Genomic DNA, 18,581 nt, shown 5'->3' with positions numbered 1-18,581 from the left:
TGCTATTTATCACATTTTGCGAGCGCACCTGAGTTAGTTTTTGATAATTTCTAAGGCATAGATGAATGGAAGGAAGCTTGTTGGATAAGATTCAGTTTTGGCGCAAATCTGCACCGACACTCGAGTTGGGTATCTATATATGCGCTGACAAAATATCCGTCTTTCAAGCACCCACCATAGACACTGGTGCTAAAGCCATGACATTTTCGTTTGACCACCATAATTGGGATGAAGCATTTTCTCAGGTGGTTAAAGAGTTTGCTCCAGCGAAAATTCAAATTGTACTAGCTGCTGATTTTTATCAACTATTACTGGTCGATAAGCCGAATGTGCAAGATGATGAGCTGAATGCGGCACTGCTTTGGTCGGTAAAAGATCTCGTAAGCCAAGCGGTGACTGATATTCATCTGGATTACTTTGAATCATCGAAACAAACTACCAATAAAGTCAATGTGGTTGTGACTGAAAAGTCCCTGTTATCAGCCCTGTTATTAGCCGCTAAAAGTGCTGGTTTGCACACAGTCGGCGTCTCTATTGAAGAGATGGCAATGAGTAACTTGTTTAATGATAATCAGGCAAGACTGGTATTAAGCCATCGCGAAGGACAAGAGTTATTGCTGACTGTTGTCAGAGATGGTGAAGTGTTTATGCAGCGCCGAGTGCGGGGCTTCTTGCAGATTGATAAAGTCTCTGCTGAAGATTTAGCCTATGGGGTTGCCGATAATTTAAGTCTAGAGATCCAGCGTTCAATGGACTACTTCGAGAGTCAGCTCAGAGAAGCCCCTGTATCCTCCATCGAGTTGGTCATGGGTGGTGAGCGAGAGCGGCTTGCTACGCTTATTAGCGCTAACTTTAATCAAAGTGTCACCCCCTATCATTCGACGTCGGTTGAGGCGGTATTTGCCGAGTTGGCTTTAGCCGAGTTAGCGCGAGGTCTGGCATCATGAAATTAAGAGTCAACCTGTATTCCGATACATTGTTTCCGCCAGAGCTACGCTTATCCTTTCTTAAATTAAGCCAGCTGCTATTGGGCCTAGTAGTCGTATTATTGCTATCGAGTTTGTTGGTCTTTGGTTTTAATGCCAAGCTTGAATCTGAGAAAAATAAACTTGAGATAACCAAGCAACGTCTTGATTCAGAGAAAAAAGATCTCGAGACTGCTCTGGCTAAGCGAGGGCCGAGTGAAGACTTGGTTGCAGAAGTGACCTTGAAGGCACAGCAGTTAGAGCTTAAACAAAAACTGTTCGGCAAACTGAGTCAACAGGAGATGCTGACTAGCTATGGTTATTCACCACTAATGACCGATCTCGCTACTGTTGCTAACGCTAATATTTGGTTAAATCGAATTCAAGTTAACGAAAACCGTTATATCTTTGAAGGATACACCTCGACTCCGGAAGGAGTACCTTTGTGGATCGAACGCTTGAAAACAACAACCACTTTAAAAGGCCATGCATTTGCTTCTATGACGATGAGTTTAGGAGAGAACCAACCCTTGGCATTTAAGCTAACCAGTGATACCAGCACCGCTGACAAGGAGCTGATTAAATGAAGCAGCAGTGGAAGCAACTAGCCGAAAAGTTTGATGTTTTAAGCCAGCGAGAAAGAGTGCTGGTTGCTGCGGCTACGCTTATTCTTGCCGGGGTCACCTTTTATCTACCGCTGGAATCAGCAATCAATGAGTACAGTAAACTCAGTGAACAGAAGCGTTCTATCGAGAGTGAGAATCGGATCTCAAAGCAACAGATTGCGCTGTACGAAGAGAGCTTAACTAAAGATCCCGATACCGAATACCGACAGCGCCTAAGTAATATAGAACAGCAAAACAAGGCAATAGACGAACAGTTATCATCTCAGATGGTGGATATGGTGCCTGCAGATCATATGCCGACCCTATTGGCGGGACTACTTTCAAAGATTAAAGGTATCAAGCTTCACTCTTTTACCTCAATCGCCCCGACTCCATTACTAGAGGTGGGTGAAGAGAAGAAGTTAAACCTGTACAGCCATGGGATTAAACTTGAATTTGTTGGTGATTACTTTTCAGTACTGAGATTTGTCGAGGCTGTAGAAAGTATGCCTAATAAGCTTTACTGGCGTAGCATGGACTATCGGGTTGATACTTATCCAAAAGCCTCGGTATCGCTAGAACTCTATACCTTGAGCATCAATAAGGACTTTATCAGTGTTGCCAAAAAAGATTAGTGGATTATTGATTGCTTTCTTGTGCAGCACTTTAGGTTTTAACCTTAACGCTGCAACGTTACGTGATCCAACATTACCTGGAAATACGTCAGGAAAAGGAAAAGTGGTGTCTGGCTCATCGAGTCGTCACCTCGTATTAAATAGCGTAGTGAAGAAAGACAGTTCAGCTTATGCGGTGATAAATAATCAGATTTACACCTTAGGCGAGCGGGTCAAAGGTGTCAAAATCGTGCATATTGGTAAGGACACAGTGTCGTTATCTGACGGCCGTAAACTAACAATGTTTCAAGCTATTACAGATCTTAAGGGACAATAATTAAATGCGCTCAATAACCTATATCACCCCTTTGTTGTCTTTATTGCTAGTGGCTTGTCAAACTGTCGACAGACCCCATCCAGTTGAGTCTAAACAGGCTCTAGCTGAATCGTTAGCGACTAAGGAGTCGGCTGCATCGACACCACCGCCAGCTGTAATGCCAGATGAAGTGCAGCGTGAGCTTTCGTCGGGGAACCTGCTAGAGGGCTTTGCCCCAGCAAGGCCAACTGAGCGACGTTTCGATGTATCCGCTAACAATGTCGACGCCAAAGTCTTTTTCCCTAGCCTAGCGCAAGGCACTCCGTTAAGTGTCGCGGTTCATCCAGATGTAACCGGTAAGATTTCACTGTCGCTAAAGAGCGTGACCTTGCAAGAAGCATTGCAAGTTGTAGAGGATATCTATGGTTATGAAGTGAGCCGCGAAGGGCGAGTGTTACGGATTTTCCCTGCAGGCATGCGTACCGAGACGTTCTCGTTAAACTACCTGTATATGGAGCGTCAGGGCTTGTCTCTGACTTCAGTGAACTCGGGTCGTATCTCAGACAATAATTCAAACAGCAATAACAACAGTAATAGTAACAGTAACAACAGCTTCAACGACTCTTCGAACAGTAACTCAAGTTCGGATAGTAATAATAACGAGCAGACTAACGGTACCTTTATTCGTTCAAAGACCAAATCTGATTTTTGGGGCGAGTTACAAGAAACCTTAGTCTCGATTATTGGTAATACAGGTGGTGGACGCCAAGTAGTTGTGACGCCGCAGGCGGGTTTAGTGACGATTAGGGCTTATCCTAATGAAATCCGCCAAGTCCGTAACTTTATTAAAACAGCAGAGAGTCACCTACAGCGCCAAGTTATCTTAGAGGCGAAGGTGCTTGAAGTGACGTTATCTGACGGTTATCAGCAGGGCATTCACTGGGAGAGTGTACTCGGGCACGCTGGTAGTACCGATATTACCTTTGGTACCAGCCCAACTGCGGGTCTTGGTGATAAAATTACCAACGTCTTAGGTGGGGTCACCTCTATCAAGCTTGAAGGTTCAGACTTTAGCACCATGATTAACCTGCTCGATACCCAAGGGGATGTCGACGTGTTATCTAGCCCGCGTGTAACGGCGTCTAATAACCAGAAAGCTGTGATTAAGGTGGGAACCGATGAATACTTTGTGACAGATGTTTCCTCTACGACGGTGGCGGGTAATACGCCGGTGACGACCCCAGAGGTCGAGCTGACACCATTCTTCTCTGGTATCGCCTTAGATGTCACACCGCAAATCGATGAGCAAGGCAATGTGTTGCTGCATATCCATCCATCGGTGATCGACATTAAAGAGCAGGTAAAGAGCATTAAGATCTCTGATAGCACACTAGAGTTGCCTTTAGCCCAGAGTGAGATCCGTGAGTCTGATACTGTGATTAAGGCGGCTAGCGGAGATGTAGTGGTGATCGGTGGCTTGATGAAGAGTGAAAATACCGAGATCGTTTCTAAGGTTCCTCTGCTAGGCGATATTCCTTTCTTAGGTGAAGCCTTTACCAACCGAGCTAACTCAACGGTTAAAACAGAGCTAGTGATCTTGCTTAAGCCTGTGGTAGTGGGTGCCAATACATGGGAAAACGAATTGAAGCGTTCTCAAGAGTTGCTTGACCGTTGGTACCCTGAGGAGCAGTAAGCTTGTATCTGCAGCATTTTGGGTTAACAGAAACCCCGTTTTCTCTTACGCCGAATACGGGATTTTTCTTTGGCCTCGCGCCCCATGTTGAAGCCTTGCAAGTGCTGCAAACGGCGTTACAAACTGGCGAAGGCTTTATCAAAGTAACCGGAGAAGTGGGCACGGGTAAGACGCTCACCTGCCGAAAACTGATGAATGAGCTGCCAGAGCGTTTTCATTGCGCCTATCTACCTAATCCATACCTCACTCCTGATGAGTTGCGCTGGGCGGTAGCAATGGAGCTGGGCTTAAAACATTCGAGCCAAATAGATCAACAGCAATTAACAGGTCTCATCCAACAGCAGCTCTTAGCGTTAAGCACGCACGGCCACTCGATTATTCTAGTACTCGATGAGGCGCAGGCGCTGCCCGATGAGAGCCTAGAGGCACTGCGTCTGTTTACTAATTTAGAAACAGAGAGCCGCAAGCTGTTGCAGGTGGTTTTGTTTGCCCAGCCAGAGCTAGATGAAAGGCTAGCACAGAGTAAGTTTAGGCAGCTAAGACAGCGGATCACCTTTAGCTACTGTTTGCGTCCATTGACGATTGAAGAATCTGTTGCCTACATTCAGCACCGCTTAAGTGTTGCTGGTAGTGAAAGCGGGCGGTTATTTAACGAATCGAATGCTAAACGTATCGCTAAGGCCGCACGAGGAATTCCTAGGTTGATTAACGTGTTATCCCACAAGGCTTTGCTTGTAGGCTTTGGTGAGGGAGTGAAAAAAATAGAGTCCCGTCATGTCGATGCCGCGATTGCAGATACTTGTGACGCCATTAAGCATCAATATGGCATGGTTAAATGGTTGGTTGCCGCAGTGGTTGTCGTGAGTAGTTGTTTAGCTGTGTTTTACTGGTTTAGAGGAGGCGTTGCATGAGCGTAATCAATAAGATGCTCAAAGATTTAGATGAGCGCCAACAGCCACATGGCATAGAAAGTATGACTGCCCCACAATTGGCCTTTAAACCTAAGACCTCTTCGAAGCGTGCTCTATTACTTACGAGTATCGTTTCGCTCGCAGTCGGTGGCTTGGTGATGTTTTATGGCTTAACGGTATTTCAAGCTGACAAGGCCGTGGCTTCAAACCTGCAGGCAGCAACATCTGAGGTGGTTAAGCCCCAGAGCACGCCTGCTGAATTGGTAACGCCAGAAGCAGAATCAAGGTCTGAGTCAGAGCCATCGGCGCCAGATTCAATAGTCTCAGAAGCCGTGGTTTCACCAGCTCAGGCCTCAGAAGCAATACAAGCTAAAGTTACGCATTCAGAGCCCGCAGCCTCAGAGGATAGTCGTTCAATTGTGCCTACAGTAGCTGTCGCCACTGACACAGAACAAGCAAGTACGAGCGCTAACACAGGTCGTCATCAGCTAGCGAAGAATGAGTCGCAGCAAGCCAGCGAAGTGACAGAAGAACCGCAGGTTCAAACGCTAGCAAAAACTCAAGTAGCAGTTAATAGCAGCACTGTGCAGGTTGTGCAGAGTCAGCCTAAGCCTGCAATGGCTACAAAGCTAAATATTGCGCCTGCCACTAATCGCTCTAAGCAGTTACATAACAGCGGCAATATGGCGGTTAAAGAGGTAAAGCTTTCACCTGAGGAGCTGGCGCAGAAGCAGATGCTGCTGGCAACCGATGCGCAGCAGCAGGGGCTTCACCGTGACGCGCTAACTTATTACGAGGCGGCGCTTGCCTATGACCCAAGTTTACATCAGGCAAGAAGACAGGCTGCAGCCCTCTATTATGGCCAGAGCAAGTTAGCCAAAGCGGCCAAGTTGCTAGAGCAGGGGCAGCTTTTGTTTCCGCAAGAGTATGAGTTTTCCCTGCTGTTAGCGCGAGTGCAGCAGGCGGGTGGACAAGCCGAGCAGGCGCTTAAGAACCTAGCTAAAATTCCAGATAACAGTGTGTTAGCCATTAAGAAGTGGCATCAGCAGAGTGACCTGGCACAAGCGCAGAAAGACTATCCGGTCGCGGAACAGAGCTTTCGTCAGCTTGCCAAGTATGAGCCCAGTCAAGGCCGCTGGTGGATGGGGCTTGGTTATTCCTTAGATGCGCAGCAAAAATATACCGAAGCGAAAGCGGCATATAGCCAAGCTTTGTCTCAAGGTAACTTATCTGCGCAGGCTAAGGTTTACGTCGATAATCGATTGCTGCAGTTAGGAGCGTACTAGTGAAACCCAAATTAAAAATGCGATTAGGTGATCTGCTGGTTCAGGAGCACATCATCACCGAAGAGCAGTTGCAGCAAGCATTAGCCGAACAGCGTAATACGGGAAAGAAGCTGGGCCGTACACTGATCGACCTGTCATGTATCACAGAGCAGCAGCTACTGCAGTTTTTGTCGCATCAGCTTAACATTCCTTTTCTCGACATCAGTAAGCGGGCTATCGCGGCAAACGTTATCGGCCTATTGCCAGAGGTGCAGGCGCGTCGCTATCGCGCCTTAGTCGTAGAAGATAACGGTGATAGTGTGCTGGTGGCGATGAGCGATCCCGCCGATCTGCAGGCGATGGATCACCTTGAGCTACAGTTAGCACCAAAGACTATCTCTATCGCGGTAGTCACCGAGCAGCAGTTATTAGATGCCTTCGATAACCTCTATCGACGCACCGACGAGATCGCGCAGATCGCAGGCAGGCTCGAAGAGGAATATGCCGCAGATGAGCTATTCGATCTCGGCAGCTTGACCGAAGCCGATAGCGATAATGAGACTACAGTGGTTAAGTTACTGCAGTCTATCTTCGAAGATGCGGTGCAGATGCGCGCCTCGGATATCCATATCGAGCCAGGTGAAAAGTCACTGCGTATTCGTCAACGTATCGATGGCCAGCTACATGAAAACATCTTGCCTGAAGTGAGCATCGCCGCTGCGTTAGTCTTGCGCCTAAAGCTAATGGCTGGCTTGGACATCTCAGAGAAACGCCTACCTCAAGATGGTCGATTCCATATGGAGATCAAAGGCCATAAGATCGATGTGCGTATGTCGACTATGCCTATCTACCACGGTGAGTCGGTGGTAATGCGTCTGCTGGATCAATCGGCGGGTCTGTTGACCTTGAATGAGACGGGCATGCCGCCTGAGATGCTGGCAAGAGTGCGTCGTCAGATCAAACGCCCTCATGGAATGCTACTGGTGACAGGGCCAACCGGTAGCGGTAAAACGACCACACTTTACGGGGTGCTCAGTGAACTGAACACTGCGGATCGCAAGATCATCACGGTTGAAGATCCGGTGGAATACCAGTTACCTAGAATTAACCAAGTTCAAGTGAACCATAAGATCGGCCTCGATTTTTCTAACGTGTTAAGAACCACCTTGCGTCAAGATCCAGATATTATCATGGTGGGTGAGATGCGAGACCAAGAGACGGTTGAGATTGGTCTTCGAGGCGCGTTAACGGGTCACTTCGTATTATCGACTCTACATACCAATGATGCGGTGACCAGTGCTCTGCGTCTGCTGGATATGGGGGCGGCGAGTTACCTTGTAGCCAGTGCGCTTAGGGTGATTATTGCCCAGCGACTAGTGCGCCGCGTCTGCCAAAATTGTGCAATAGATTACCATCTCACTGCACAAGATAAAGTCTGGCTATCGAGTGTGAGTCAAATGGACTACTCCAAAGCCACCTTTAGAGTCGGGGCTGGCTGTCAGAGTTGTAACGGTAGTGGCTATCGCGGCCGTATCGGTGTGTTTGAGATTTTAGAGCTTGATGAGCCTATGATTGAGGCGATGCGTACCGGTAACCCCCAGGACTTTACTCGCGCCGCATATCAGAGCCCCAACTTTACCCCGTTAGCCGAGTCCGCTTTAAAGTATTTGGCACAGGGGATGACCACCATAGAAGAGGTCGCTAAGTTAGTTGAAGATGTCAGTGACATTGAACTAGAGCTGAGTGAGGCTTAATCATGCCAACATATCGCTATCGTGGTCGCAGCGCACAAGGTGAGCAGATTAAAGGGGTACTGGATGCTAGCTCTGAGAGTGCTGCCGCAGATCAGCTGATGTCTCGTGGGGTGATCCCGCTGGAGCTGACAGTAGCAGAAGAGGTTAAAGAGTTTAGCTTTAAGGCTTTGTTTAAAGGCAAGGTTGCATTAGATGAGCTGCAGATCTTTACCCGCCAGATGTATTCTTTGACGCGTTCAGGGATCCCGATACTACGTGCGATCGCCGGCCTTTCTGAGACTACGCATTCGGTGCGAATGAAAGAGGCGCTGGATGATATTTCAGAACAGCTAACTTCAGGTCGCCCTCTATCATCAGCGATGAACCAGCACCCTGATGTATTCGACGCGCTGTTTGTTTCTATGGTTCATGTGGGTGAGAACACGGGTAAGCTGGAAGATGCGTTTATTCAACTTGCAGGTTATATCGAGCGTGAGCAGGAAACGCGCAGGCGTATTAAAGCCGCTATGCGCTATCCGATCTTTGTATTGATCGCCATCGCAATTGCCATGGTGATCCTTAACATCATGGTGATCCCTAAGTTTGCAGAGATGTTTTCTCGATTCGGTGCCGATCTGCCTTGGGCGACTAAACTGTTAATTAATACTTCTAACGTATTCGTTAATTATTGGCCCGCGATGATAGTGGTGTTGCTGGCTGGTTTTGTGGGTATTCGCTATTGGCATAGTACCGAGAAAGGTGAAAAGCAGTGGGACAAGTGGAAGCTCAATATTCCCGCGGTAGGCAGCATTATCGAACGTTCGACCCTGTCTCGCTATTGTCGTAGTTTCTCGATGATGTTGAGCGCTGGTGTACCTATGACTCAGGCGCTCAGTTTAGTCGCCGACGCGGTCGATAATGCTTATATGCACGACCGTATCGTGGGAATGCGTCGTGGTATTGAGTCGGGTGAGTCTATGCTTAGGGTGTCGAATAACTGCCAACTATTTACCCCACTTGTGCTGCAGATGGTGGCCGTAGGTGAAGAAACGGGGCAAATTGATCAGCTACTTAACGATGCCGCCGATTTTTACGAGGGCGAAGTCGACTACGACCTTAAGAATTTAACCGCCAAGCTGGAGCCTATCTTGATCGGCTTTGTTGCCTGTATCGTGTTGGTCTTAGCACTGGGGATCTACCTGCCTATGTGGGACATGCTTAATGTCGTTAAGGGCGGTAGCTGATGACGCGAGAACAAGGCTGTGCTTAATCAACAAAAAGCCGATGCAGAGTTGATTAGCGTTTATGGCAAGATTATTGCCTTAATCATTTTGTTAATTGTATTGTTTTACTTAGCTTTTAATTACTTTGGCAGTATTAAGCAGCTGAGTCGGCCTAGTATGCAAGTTGAGCATACACGCTTACTCAATGTACTGGGGGTCGCTCGCTCTCAATGGTTGATGCGTAGCAAGCCGGAGATCTTGATACTCGATTGGTATTCAGATAATCCTAAACACGCCTCATCCACAGGCCAAGTGCGCATGGCCGCGGGAGGCTGGCCTGTGCCGAATGAGACAAGTGTTGCTGGTTGTCGGCAATTATTGATGGAATTGTTGGGGCCAGGTTATGCGCAACAAATTGAAACGCGATTCAATTCTGATACGGGTGTTTGCCGATTTATTGGCGAGTCAGGTGAAAGTATTAGCTATCAAACCACCTCTGGGCGGGTCATTTTTTTGACGCAAGGTGGCTAAAGAGTGAAATTATCTGTTTTCTAATTTTAACAAACTGCTAGAATAGCCGCATACAACACTGGGGGTAAAATGAAACAACAGTATCAAAAGGGCTTCTCCCTTATTGAATTAGTCATAGTTATCGTGATCTTAGGTTTATTGGCCGCGACGGCTATTCCACGTTTTTTAAACGTAACTGATGATGCTGAAGATGCCAGTGTAGACGGCGTAGCTGGTGGCTTAAGTACTGCAGTGAGCTTTGTTCGCTCACAGTGGGAAGTGGACGGTCGCCGTAACAATACCGTGTTATTAGATGGCACCTCAGTAGCATTAGATACTCGCTTCGGCTACCCAACGGGTTCGAGCAATACCGATGCTAAAGCTATGACAGAAGGTACGTGCCAAGAAGTATTTGATCTTGTTTTACAAAATGCACCACGAAGCGTAGGTTCAGGAGAAGATGCGCGTAAAGCAAGATATGTAGTGAGTGTGGCAAAAGGAGCGGGTGGCAGTTCAAATACCATAGATGGCGTGCAAGTTAGCGATCTTGATGTTTGTTTGTATTACCTAGCCTCATCACTGGTGTTAAATCCACAGGATGGTAAGCCTACTGAAGATTTAACCGATCTAAGTAACTTAGCTGGCAAAGGGGTGACTTACAACCCAGGGTCTGGTCAAGTGGCAAGTTTTATCGACTAAGCAAGCAGTTGCTGGTTTACAGTAAAAGTTAATTGTTTACGGCTCACAGGCTTTTAGTGTTTGCCGTACATGTTATGTGATTGAGGATATTTATATGCAAAAGCAAAATGGTTTTACGCTAATTGAATTAGTGGTCGTTATTATTATTTTGGGTATCTTGGCAGTGACTGCGGCGCCTAAGTTTATCAACCTACAAAGCGATGCACGTGCTTCTGCGCTGCAAGGTGTTAAAGGTGCCATCCAAGGCGCTAACGGCCTAGTATTCGCTAAGGCTGCGCTAGCTGGTGATGAGCGAGCGAGCGTTATTACCGGGACTGATGTAAATATCGGAACTGAAGCAGCTCCGATTAATGTAAAGACTCTATACGGTTATTTATTAGCAACAGGCACTGATTTTAATACTGCGATTGATGCCTCGTTTGCACCAGTAGCAACTCCAGGCAATGCTGATTGGGTTTACACCGCTACAGTTGGCACAGCTAATACTCCAGGTACTATGGTTATCAGTCAAGTTGGCGCTCCTAATGATAGCAAAACCTGTCAATTAACATACACTGAAGCTACGGCTACAACTACGCCTACTTACGTAATTGTTGATACAGGCTGTTAATAGGACTCTTTTAATGCAAAAGCAAAACGGTTTTACTCTAATCGAATTAGTGGTTGTGATTATTATCCTAGGTATCTTGGCTGTCACAGCAGCGCCTAAGTTTATCAACCTACAGAGCGATGCGCGTGCATCGACCCTTCAAGGTATGAAGGGCGCGTTGCAAGGTGCTAACTCACTGGTTTTCTCTAAAGCGGCAATTGCCGGTGTTGAGAAGAAAGGTGGTACTACTGTAGGTGATTTAGGTTCGGTTAATATTGGCACTGGACTAGCTGCCACGACTAACTATGGCTACTTAATTTCTACAGCGGCTCAGCTGAAGAATGCATTAGATATTGATATTAGCACGGATGAAAAGGTAGATGCCGATTGGTATATAGCGCCAGTTGGTACTGGTTTCACTGCAGTCGAACTTTACCAAGCAGGATCACCACGTTTCGGTGCTACTACGGCTACTGAATGCTACGTTACTTATACTCCGGCTACGTCTTCGACAGTTGCTCCAAAATATGTTGTAAGCGCTGATGGTTGCTAAATAGTACTACTTTTAAAAGGCCTGCCTCGCAGGCCTTTTTTGTATCTAGGCCGTTTATTGTGGCTTTATTTGCCATAATTATTAAACTGTTGGAAAATCAGTTTTAAGAATTTGTAGGACCTAGGACCTAGGACCTAGGACCTAGGACCTAGGACCTAGAACCTAGAACCTAGAACCTAGAACCTAGAACCTAGAACCTAAGCTAAACACCGCTGAATCAATCAGGACGAGCAATGCATAGAGCGCAGCGACACACAGGCTTTACATTAGTGGAGCTAGTGACCACGATAATCCTTATTGCCATTCTCGCTGTGGTTGTTATTCCTCGCCTACTGACCTCGTCAAGCTATAGTGCTTTTACTTTGCGCGATGAGTTTATCAGTGAGCTGCGTAAAGTGCAGATGATGGCGATGAATAACCAAGATCGCTGTTACCGTTTGTCAGTGACCGATAAAAATTATCAAGTTTCTCGTTTTAAAGGCGCCTGCAGTGGCTCCCCTGTACGTACCGATGCACCGCAAGCGTTTCAAGGTGGAGCGAGTCTCGCCTTGCTACGCAGTGGAGCAAGCACATTCAATATCGAATTTAATGCGCAAGGTGTCCCAATTGTGGACGGCGCGCGTTGCAATGGTAACTGTATTAGTGTGATTGCCGATGAGACACTCTTCCTTGCGATAGAATCTGAAGGCTATATCCATGACGGACAATAGATTCTCAGTAATAAAGCGCCAAACTCAAAGGGCCTTTACCTTAGTCGAGTTAGTTGTGGGTATGGTGGTGATCAGTATCGCCTTTGTGTTGCTGAGTACCATGTTGTTTCCGCAGGCAGAGCGCGCCGCAGATACCCTACATCGAGTGCGTTCTGCTGAACTCGCCCATTCAATTTTGAATGAGATCTGGGGTAAGCGTTACGATCAAAACACCAATTCGAACGGCGGCGTGCCAGCTTGTGGCGCGCCAGCAAAACCAGCATTTGGACTGCCAGCAGGTCTACCTTGTACAGCACCTGCGAATTTAGGGCCAGATACTGTCGCCGGCGTGACCGAGGCTCGTAATGACTATAACGATGTCGATGACTATAGTGGGCTAAACATTAACAGCAATATGCTCAACAGCAGTGAAACCTATGCCGATCGCTATATTAACTACGGCCTAGAAGTCTTGGTCGCCTATGACAACTTACCTAATTTAAATACCAAGCTTGTTACCATTAATGTCACCACGCCAAATGGTGAGGTGATGACCTTCAATGCGATCAGGAGTAACTATTAATGAATACGTTAATACGTCAAGCTTCGCGATTGCAATTGGGCAGATTGAAACAGCGAAAGAGCCAAGGTTTTACCTTAGTTGAGATGGTCACAGTGATCATCATCCTAGGTGTCTTAGTGCTTGGCGTGAGTAGCTTTTTGATTTTTGGCACCCGAATTTTTATCGATGCAACCTCGGTTGATCAAGTCATGAGCCAGAGCCGTTTCGCCATAGAGCGAATGACTCGTGATATTCGTAATACCGTGCCTAACAGTATTCGAGTGCGTGATAGTGGTGATGGTGCTTGGCAGTGCATTGAGATGATGCCTATAACGTCGAGTGCGTCTTATATCGATATGCCTATCGCGCCAGCCCCCGCCTCGCAATTTGGCACTTTGATGCAATCGAGCGCAACAGCGCCTTTGACTGCGAACCAGTTTCTATTGATTTATCCTTTAAGTCCTGCCGATGTGTACACAGCAACGAGTACTTCAATAACGCAGGGAAAGCTATTTAGCATTGACTCCATTACCGCCAATACTAGTAACGATAGCCGTATTGATTTTGGCCGCGCGGTGCGCTTCGATGAGGCCTCACCAAGACAGCGTTATTTCGGTGTTCAAGGGGCGGTGAGTTACTGCTTCGAGCAGGTGACTTCGGAGTTAAGTCTTTTAAAACGTTATTCGGGCTACGGTTTTAATCACCCGAATCTGCAGCCATCGCCAGCCGATATGGGCACGGGAGTGTTAATGGCCGAGAACGTGGTCAATACCATCGGCCGTAATAACCCCATCGCCTATACCCCTGGAACGCTACGTAACAACGCCATGGTGCATCTGAATCCATTGTTTGATGTGCAAGGGCAGACGTTTCAATATCATCATCAAGTGCAGGTGATTAATGTCCCTTAATAGAGAGTTTTTATTCAGTAGCCAAGGCTGCCAATTAGCTAAGCGCTCTAAGCAAACGGGTAGTGCCTTGGTGATCGGTGTATTCATTATTACTGTGATGTTTCTTTTGGCTGCGACACTGATAAATGTGCTGGATGATGCGGATCAAGAGATAAGTCTTGAGGTGTGGGGAACTCGCGCCTTTGCAGCGGCGAATAGTGGTGCCGATCGCGCCTTAGCGGCGCTGTTTCCTGTCGATGGTAGTGCAGGGAGTTGCCCTACCCAAACCACATGGAATATAGGAACTGCAACTGGGCTGGTTGGATTTAATGGCTGCAGCGTGGTCATGACCTGCTCATCAGTGACTACGAATTTGCCGCAAAATAATATGACTCAATATCTAATTACTAGTACCGCGACCTGTAGCACAGGCCAGTGTGATTCGGGTAGCGATAGCGATGCCAGCTGTATTCGAGTGAGCCGCCAGGTGGAGGTCGAAGCACGTGATTAAACTTAGGCTATTATGGGGCTGTTTATTCGCTGTCGTTGCATTCGCTTCGACATCTGCTTTTGCGGTTCCACAGTGTGATGAAATTTTTACCGATCCACCTACGGGAAACCACAATCCAGGACTTATACCACCATCGGGCTTACCCAACTTAGGTGACCTTACTTGTAATAAGCGTGGTTGTTATCCGTCGGATTTTTTTCAACCTGGAGATTTTTATTTCGGTGATAGTGAACTTAAGCAAGGAAGTTTTGTTCATACCAACGGTACAACCACTCGGTTGTACTTTGATAGCCTTAAGCTAAACGGGGCACACCTGAACGTTTCTGGTGAAACGGAAGATCTTATTATCTATGTCTATGGTAGCCTCAGCATCGCGGGACAAAACAGTATAAATGGTATTGTTTATGTAGCCGGAGATGTTAATTTTACGGGTAATGCCAGCATTGACGGTGCGCTAGCCTCTGGTGGTAACTTAACCATTGGCGGTAATGGCGACGTAGACTTTGACGAGGATGCAATTGAAGATGCGGACTTTGGGGGCATGTGTAATAACGAGCCTGTCAACCCAGCCATTCCCACTCAATGTCCTGCAGACCAAAATAACATTCAGGGCTTAACTTATCGAACCTATGATGCTCGTTCTTGGTATTCCGATAACTACAGTCCAGCGAACCCGAATGAGTTTAAAACGTTAGTTAATTTGGTCCGAACGACAGAGAACCAAATCGGCGAGTCCATCGAAACAGATTTAAATCAGAAAGGTAATGGTATTAACCCACATTCAAATGCCGCAGCCGATCAAGATCTGTATTTAGGTGTGTTTGAAGGATACATAGAGGCACCTGAAACGGGCGAGTATACCTTTGCTATCGATGGTGATGATGCCATTGAGCTATTGATCGATGGTGAAGTGATAAAAGGGTTTTACGGCGTTCACTCGACCTGTGATTGTACAAGGTACCAAGGTAAGGTATCCCTTGAGCAAGGGGCGCATACCATAGAGTTAAGATTTCATGAGACCTTCGGTGCTGAAGCTTTCCGTCTGTATTGGAAAACGCCTTCTTCCACGCGTTTTGAGATCGTTCCAGCGAGCCAGTTGTTGACCTGTCCAGCGCCACAGTTTGAATTTGGCCGCGCCGAACTCGATGCCAGCGGTAATGCGGTTATCAACTTTAATAACAGCTACTCAGCTCCACCTGTGGTGATGGTGATGCCAACGATTGATGGTAGCAACGCCAATGGCGATCGCTCATCAACTGTGCGAGTCGATAGCTTGAGTGCGAGTAATGCTTCAATTAAGCAGGTTAACTCTGGCATATCGCAAGTTCTAAATAAGAAGATGGAGAAGGTGGACTACTTCGTTATGGAGCCTGGCTATCGCTTCTTAGAGCGAGGTAAGGCATTACAAGCAGGCTCTGTTTCAACTCGGCTATATCAAGGTAAAAACTTACCTAGTTGGGGGCGAGGCTACGAGAATATTGAGTTTGAGCATAAATTTGGTCTGCAGCCTGCCATGATTGGCCAGACATTGACTCATAACAATGGTCACTTCATTACTACTGTGATCAATAATATCGATGCCGATGGTTCACAATTTGATATTGCCATAGAAGGCTCGGAGATGAGCTCAAGCATATACCGAACAGAGCTTTTAGCTTATGTGGCGGGTGTCGGCCAAGGTGTGATGACGGTCAATGGTGAAAACCTGAAGTATGAGTTTGCCAACGCGTTAAATCATGGCAATGGTAGTTCAGGTAGAAGCTTGAGTCAGCAATGTGCTTTTAATAATAGTTACCAGCAAACTTATACCGCACAGCCTTTAACTATTGCCAATAAAAACCAACGTCGTGGTGGCGATGGCGGTTGGGTAAGACGCTGCACCAAAGAGAGTTTTAACAATCAGGTTAGCTTTGCGATAGATGAAGATCAGCACGGTGATAGTGAGAGAAAGCATATGGCTGAGAGTATCGGTTATTTTGCATTTGAGTATGCAGCCGAGCCGCCAGCGGTAAATCATTATCGAATTAGCTTCGATTCCGGTGCGCTTAGCTGCGCCTCTAAATCGGTGGCGATTCAGGCCTGCGCCGACAATAACTGTCGCTCGCTGTTAACCGATCCCGCCTTTGTCACCCTGACTAAGAACGGCGCCAACTATAGCAGCGAGACTTTTACGGGGAGTACTAGTACTGAGGTTTGGCATCCACAAGGTGGATTAGTGACCTTAGGCTTGGGAGCGACCGTACCGAGTGCCGACTACAGCTGCTATATCGATGGTAACCTGGTTACCAATGCTCAATGTCAGCTCAACTTTGAAGACAGCGGCATCTACTTCGATATTGATGATTCTACCGCCTGTAAGAACTCCAATAACTTCGAGTTATTTGCGGTCAAGAAAGATGAAACCACCCAGCAATGTGTACCGCTATTTGCTAATCAAACTAAACCGCTTTCGATGGCGTTTAACTATATTACACCAGATGCTACCGGCATTAACGAGGCCGCCGCGTTAACCATCAACAGTCTCAATGCACCTCATGCCAGTAAAGTGATTGCAGGCGGTTCGAGTGAAGAGCTTCAAGTTCACTTCGATGCCAATGGTAAAGCCCTGCTGAATGTGAATTACCCTGAGGCCGGTAAGGTGGAGCTTGCAGCAACACTGACAGAGGTGATCGAGTCGCCAGATGGCAGCACCAGTGAAACCTTGATACTCGAACATAGCGATCAATTTGTGGCTAAGCCCGATGGTTTCCATTTCTTCAATAACTCAGGCAGTAATGGCTGCACGGGGGCGAGTTGTGATCTGTTCGCCAAGGCCGGCGATGATTTTAAGATGGATGTAAAGGCGGTTTGCGGCACCGATGATGGCACGTCCTATAAAGATCGCCCTGCGCTTAAAAACTTTAGGTTTACAGATTTAAAAATTAAGCCTGTGTTACAGGCACCTTTAGTCAGCAATGGAGACATTAAAGATGGCGGTCTTGGAGGGCTAGGCCAAACAAGCTTGAGCTTTACTAAGGCTAACAGTGCTCCCCTAAGACTGGCTAACCAGACATACTCTGAGGTGGGAGCGATAAGTATTGCACTCGATGGTGAGCCGAATTATCTCGGTGCCTCGATCCCCGAAGCCAATTCAAGCAGCGAGATCTTTGGCCGCTTCTCGCCTTACTACTTAACCGTGACGGCCAACACTCCTCACCTTGCGGCGCAGTGTGGCAGCTTTACCTATATGGATCAGCCATTTGGTTTCTCTATCGGTGATGAACCAACCCTGTCTATCATAGGTAAGAACAAGAGCGGGGCGATCACCAACAACTATCAAGTCGGTGACTGGTGGCGTTATCATGGCAAACAGTGGCTAGATCGTAGCTACAGCGATACTTCAGGCGCAACCTCAACGGATGGCGCAGCCTTGCTGATTGCGGATGAGTCGCCGATTTCTGGCACTGTGGAATACTATCCGCTTAATGAGAGCAATAGTGTGCAGCGGGCTTACCTAAGCGGTGCACAGCTGCATTATGGCCGCACTGCATCGCTGGCGGTTCCCTTTAATGGTCAGTTTGACCTAGAACTATCGAAGGCTGATGTGACAGATAAGGATGGTATTTGTTACCAAGACAGCGCCAATGCAGCCTGTGTTGGCTTTACCTTTGACGATATCGCTAAAGACGATGTTTTTGCGCTGCGTTACGGCCGCTTTGTGATGCAAAATGCTTATGGTCCATCGTCGGAAGAGCTGCGTCTAGAGGTCGGAACCCAGTATGTTGGCGCTAGCGGCGAGTGGCTCACCAATACAGAAGATAACTGCTCGGTGTTCGATACTACCAGTGCGACAGAGTCTGCCGATATTGGCTTGCACCTGTCTCCTGATGCAGGGCTGGAAGGCGTTCAAGGCTTTACTCGCCCAGGAGGAACGGGCAAGGCTGGAACTATCGGTCTAGGTAACAGCTTTATCTATTTCCCTGCCCCCCACGCCGATGGTGAAGTGGGCCTGCAGCAGCATCTCGATAAGTGGCTGCAATGGTATTGGAGTTATGGCGCAAGTAGTGCATTACAAGACCCGCGAGCGACAGCCTATTTTGGTACTTACCGCGGTCATGATCGGATTATTTATTGGCGAGAAGTTAACTAATTGTCAGTAACAAGGGGGGAGACAAGTTATTGACTCGCTCTTTGGGCTGTATATCGCAAAAAACAGGGTTTCATTAGCAATTGTTAACCTCTTCGGTCTTGTGGATTTTAAGAAGCGTGATAAA

At 47.2% G+C, this 18,581-nt stretch carries 18 protein-coding genes; all 18 read left to right on the top strand.

Annotation, left to right across the window (positions count from 1 at the left end; genetic code table 11):
• Window positions 1–65 precede the first annotated feature (65 nt).
• Complete coding sequence (locus L1D44_RS10625) at window positions 66–947, top strand: MSHA biogenesis protein MshI (protein WP_239890488.1); 882 nt, start codon at window positions 66–68, stop codon at window positions 945–947.
• A complete protein-coding gene (locus tag L1D44_RS10620; RefSeq protein WP_239890485.1) occupies window positions 944–1,552 on the top strand; it encodes a fimbrial assembly protein in 609 nt (202 codons plus the stop codon). Before L1D44_RS10625 ends, L1D44_RS10620 begins: the two co-directional genes overlap by 4 nt.
• Entirely contained in the window at window positions 1,549–2,205 is a 657-nt protein-coding gene (locus tag L1D44_RS10615; RefSeq protein ID WP_239890483.1) for an MSHA biogenesis protein MshJ, read from the top strand. The genes L1D44_RS10620 and L1D44_RS10615 overlap by 4 nt, the downstream gene beginning before the upstream one ends.
• Window positions 2,186–2,521, top strand: a complete 336-nt coding sequence (locus tag L1D44_RS10610) for an MSHA biogenesis protein MshK (protein ID WP_239890481.1) — start codon at window positions 2,186–2,188, stop codon at window positions 2,519–2,521. The genes L1D44_RS10615 and L1D44_RS10610 overlap by 20 nt, the downstream gene beginning before the upstream one ends.
• 4 nt (window positions 2,522–2,525) lie before the next feature.
• A complete protein-coding gene (gene mshL, locus L1D44_RS10605; protein ID WP_239890479.1) occupies window positions 2,526–4,193 on the top strand; it encodes a pilus (MSHA type) biogenesis protein MshL in 1,668 nt (555 codons plus the stop codon).
• A 2-nt stretch (window positions 4,194–4,195) separates the two neighbouring features.
• Window positions 4,196–5,104 (top strand): AAA family ATPase, encoded by a 909-nt coding sequence (locus tag L1D44_RS10600; RefSeq protein WP_239890477.1) that lies wholly within the window; start codon window positions 4,196–4,198, stop codon window positions 5,102–5,104.
• A complete protein-coding gene (locus L1D44_RS10595) occupies window positions 5,101–6,390 on the top strand; it encodes a tetratricopeptide repeat protein (RefSeq protein WP_239890475.1) in 1,290 nt (429 codons plus the stop codon). The genes L1D44_RS10600 and L1D44_RS10595 overlap by 4 nt, the downstream gene beginning before the upstream one ends.
• Window positions 6,390–8,123, top strand: a complete 1,734-nt coding sequence (locus L1D44_RS10590; RefSeq protein WP_239890473.1) for a type II/IV secretion system protein — start codon at window positions 6,390–6,392, stop codon at window positions 8,121–8,123. The genes L1D44_RS10595 and L1D44_RS10590 overlap by 1 nt, the downstream gene beginning before the upstream one ends.
• Before the next feature lie 2 nt (window positions 8,124–8,125).
• Window positions 8,126–9,346 carry a type II secretion system F family protein gene (locus L1D44_RS10585; protein ID WP_239890471.1) on the top strand — a complete coding sequence of 407 codons (1,221 nt, stop codon included), beginning with the start codon at window positions 8,126–8,128 and terminating at the stop codon, window positions 9,344–9,346.
• Between the two features lie 18 nt (window positions 9,347–9,364).
• A complete protein-coding gene (locus L1D44_RS10580; protein WP_239890469.1) occupies window positions 9,365–9,856 on the top strand; it encodes a hypothetical protein in 492 nt (163 codons plus the stop codon).
• A gap of 69 nt (window positions 9,857–9,925) precedes the next feature.
• Window positions 9,926–10,534, top strand: a complete 609-nt coding sequence (locus L1D44_RS10575) for a type II secretion system protein (RefSeq protein ID WP_239890467.1) — start codon at window positions 9,926–9,928, stop codon at window positions 10,532–10,534.
• A gap of 94 nt (window positions 10,535–10,628) precedes the next feature.
• Window positions 10,629–11,144: a type II secretion system protein gene (locus L1D44_RS10570; protein WP_239890465.1), complete on the top strand. Its 516-nt coding sequence runs from the start codon at window positions 10,629–10,631 to the stop codon at window positions 11,142–11,144.
• Between the two features lie 13 nt (window positions 11,145–11,157).
• Complete coding sequence (locus tag L1D44_RS21765) at window positions 11,158–11,676, top strand: type II secretion system protein (RefSeq protein WP_275660448.1); 519 nt, start codon at window positions 11,158–11,160, stop codon at window positions 11,674–11,676.
• Window positions 11,677–11,909: 233 nt separating this feature from the next.
• Window positions 11,910–12,386: a type II secretion system protein gene (locus L1D44_RS10560; RefSeq protein WP_239890463.1), complete on the top strand. Its 477-nt coding sequence runs from the start codon at window positions 11,910–11,912 to the stop codon at window positions 12,384–12,386.
• Entirely contained in the window at window positions 12,373–12,948 is a 576-nt protein-coding gene (locus L1D44_RS10555; protein ID WP_239890461.1) for a type II secretion system protein, read from the top strand. The genes L1D44_RS10560 and L1D44_RS10555 overlap by 14 nt, the downstream gene beginning before the upstream one ends.
• Complete coding sequence (locus L1D44_RS10550; RefSeq protein WP_239890460.1) at window positions 12,948–13,838, top strand: type II secretion system protein; 891 nt, start codon at window positions 12,948–12,950, stop codon at window positions 13,836–13,838. Before L1D44_RS10555 ends, L1D44_RS10550 begins: the two co-directional genes overlap by 1 nt.
• Window positions 13,828–14,328, top strand: a complete 501-nt coding sequence (locus tag L1D44_RS10545) for an MSHA biogenesis protein MshP (protein ID WP_239890458.1) — start codon at window positions 13,828–13,830, stop codon at window positions 14,326–14,328. The genes L1D44_RS10550 and L1D44_RS10545 overlap by 11 nt, the downstream gene beginning before the upstream one ends.
• A complete protein-coding gene (locus L1D44_RS10540) occupies window positions 14,321–18,457 on the top strand; it encodes a DUF6701 domain-containing protein (RefSeq protein ID WP_239890455.1) in 4,137 nt (1,378 codons plus the stop codon). The genes L1D44_RS10545 and L1D44_RS10540 overlap by 8 nt, the downstream gene beginning before the upstream one ends.
• The last annotated feature ends 124 nt before the right edge of the window (window positions 18,458–18,581 follow it).

The sequence above is a fragment of the Shewanella sp. Isolate13 genome (assembly GCF_022398325.1).
In the GTDB taxonomy this organism is placed as follows: domain Bacteria; phylum Pseudomonadota; class Gammaproteobacteria; order Enterobacterales; family Shewanellaceae; genus Shewanella.
The sequence above is the reverse complement of the archived record's forward strand: the minus strand, read 5'-3'. Positions and strand labels throughout refer to the sequence as shown.